Here is a 2,044-nt window from a genome sequence, read left to right as displayed (position 1 = left end):
GGCGACATCATCTCGGAATCAGGGGGCGAGTAATTCTCGGAACAGGGGGGCGGCATCATTTCGGAATGAGGGGGCGGCTTCCCTCGGAATCAGCATCGGTGGCTATCCCGATCGTACGCTGCCCTTGCTTGAAGGCGCTGATCAATCCCAACAGCGCCGCGCTGCTAGCGCAAAGCGAGCCAACCGCGATCAGCAGACCCCATTGCGCTGTCGATGTCGCCTGCTCAGTAGCAACTGCTGAACGCAGAGCGATACAATCCGCCATCGGTGCTTTCTTTGGCAAATTTCGACAGATCTCCGACATATCGTCAGAAGCCGACGGGATATAATAACCCGCCAGAAAACCAATCCCGATGGCAAGCGTTAGCGCGAATGTCATAACCAGGATTGAAACAATCCATTCGCGTTGAAACGACTTAGTCTGTCTCATTCGGCATAATTTCCCTAGCGATGAGCGTGCGCAATAAGAGAGATATGGACATGCCATCCGCTGAAATCGATCTCTAAAAGGTGCCGCCGATGGTCGCAGGGCTCCAACGGTTCAATTCCGGGCTTGATCAGAAGATTCGACTTCCTGCTGGATATCGTTGCCGTCGGATCTTCATGACGACAGAAATATGGGCGCGGCCAATCGACCGCGCCCATCACTTCTCACTTCAGCTTATAGTTCGCCGAAACGAAGGTGCCGTCCGGCTTCAACGCAACGTACAACAGCTTGCGAGCTTCCGGTTCAGCGTCGTTGCGGAAGATCACCACATCCTGACGGGCGCCCTGAACGGTACGCGACTTCGTTTCTACGAACTTCGCCTTTGACCAGCTCGCCGGCAATGTACCCTTGGTGATGAGCTTGATGACATTGTCCTTCGCCACCTGCTGAACAGGACGATCCTGCTCTTCTTCGTCATGATTGCCATGCGCCATCAACGGGGACACGGGGGCGAGAACAACGGCAGCTGCGATAATGAATTTACGCATCAGATTTTCCTTCTCTCATTATGAATTTGGGTCAGGGCTTGGCTGCGAAGGCGGAAAAGCCACCGGTCGCAGATGCAGTGATGGTGACAGGCTCGCTGGTCTTGTTCTTCCAGTACCAGCCATGCGTACCGTCGAAGGGGGCTGTGAAAGATCCGCTTTCACCGGCCGACGTGCCCTTCTCGTAGCTGGTGTATTCACCTTCAGGCGCGTTGAATTCCTCGCCATGCAATTCGTAGCGGATCTTCGCGCCATCGGTTTTCCAAGCGTAGCGCATCGCGCTGCCGGCGGTCATTACTGCCTTGATCTCGCGCCCTTCGTTGGGCTTGAGCGTAATGACGACCTGGACCGGTTCACCCGGGGCAGCCACGGCCGGCTTGGACGCCGTTGGCGTAGCCTGTGCGGACGACGCCACTGGCGCAGCATCATGTTCAGCCTGCTTCATCTCGCCCATCGGGGTGAGGCCGAGGGCGCCACCGACGCCGGTCGGATCGACGCCATATTCCGCTGGCAGCACGGTCGTCACCAAGATGACCGCAGCGGCGCCGAAAGCGATGAGTGTAGCCCGATTTAGTTGGCCAAGGGTGGGCAGTTCGCCCGGCATGGGCGAGTGGGGTCGGGTCATGAGGGGTCTCCCAAGAACAGGGCGGCAAGCTGATAGCCGGTGAGAACGAAGCCGGCAGTCATCAGCACGACGTTCGCGGTGAAGGCATGTTGGGCGAAGCTGCGAGTACGCCGCCAATAACCCATGATGATGAGGATGGCCGACAGTGCCAGGATCTGACCCATCTCGACACCGACGTTGAAAGCGATGAGATTGGTGATCAGGCCATCAGACGATAGCGCGAAATCCTGCAGCTTCGTCGCCAGGCCGAAGCCATGGAAGAAGCCAAAGATCAGCACGGCCGCCTTCGTATTCGGCTGGAACCCGAACCAGCGCTGAAACGCCCCAAGATTGTCGAGCGCCTTGTAAACGACCTGTCCGCCGTCAGCACCAATGGCACAGATTTGAGGTTGTGATTTAAGGAGGATCTGGGCTTCGTCGTAGTGACGAAGGAACGAAGATGAAGCC

General features: G+C 57.3%; 4 protein-coding genes. All 4 read right to left on the bottom strand.

Annotated elements, in window-relative coordinates; genetic code table 11:
- Positions 1 to 55 precede the first annotated feature (55 nt).
- On the bottom strand, positions 56 to 430 hold the full coding sequence (locus GGQ90_RS28805; RefSeq protein ID WP_188084642.1) for a hypothetical protein: 375 nt from the start codon (positions 428 to 430) through the stop codon (positions 56 to 58).
- A gap of 221 nt (positions 431 to 651) precedes the next feature.
- On the bottom strand, positions 652 to 975 hold the full coding sequence (locus tag GGQ90_RS28800) for a DUF6488 family protein (RefSeq protein WP_223178514.1): 324 nt from the start codon (positions 973 to 975) through the stop codon (positions 652 to 654).
- Positions 976 to 1,006: 31 nt separating this feature from the next.
- Positions 1,007 to 1,597: a hypothetical protein gene (locus GGQ90_RS28795; protein WP_188084641.1), complete on the bottom strand. Its 591-nt coding sequence runs from the start codon at positions 1,595 to 1,597 to the stop codon at positions 1,007 to 1,009.
- On the bottom strand, positions 1,594 to 2,044 hold a 451-nt coding region (locus tag GGQ90_RS28790), incomplete at its 5' end, for a HupE/UreJ family protein (RefSeq protein ID WP_246428516.1). The genes GGQ90_RS28790 and GGQ90_RS28795, both read right to left, overlap by 4 nt.

The sequence above is a fragment of the Sphingobium scionense genome, assembly GCF_014197035.1.
Taxonomy (GTDB): domain Bacteria; phylum Pseudomonadota; class Alphaproteobacteria; order Sphingomonadales; family Sphingomonadaceae; genus Sphingobium; species Sphingobium scionense.
This window is presented reverse-complemented; position numbering and strand designations above follow the sequence as displayed.

Bases quoted from the DNA above. Each gene is read 5' to 3' on its own strand.
- GGQ90_RS28805 (WP_188084642.1), bottom strand. From the start codon at position 430: ATGAGACAGACTAAGTCGTTTCAACGCGAATGGATTGTTTCAATCCTG.
- GGQ90_RS28800 (WP_223178514.1), bottom strand. From the start codon at position 975: ATGCGTAAATTCATTATCGCAGCTGCCGTTGTTCTCGCCCCCGTGTCC.
- GGQ90_RS28795 (WP_188084641.1), bottom strand. From the start codon at position 1,597: ATGACCCGACCCCACTCGCCCATGCCGGGCGAACTGCCCACCCTTGGC.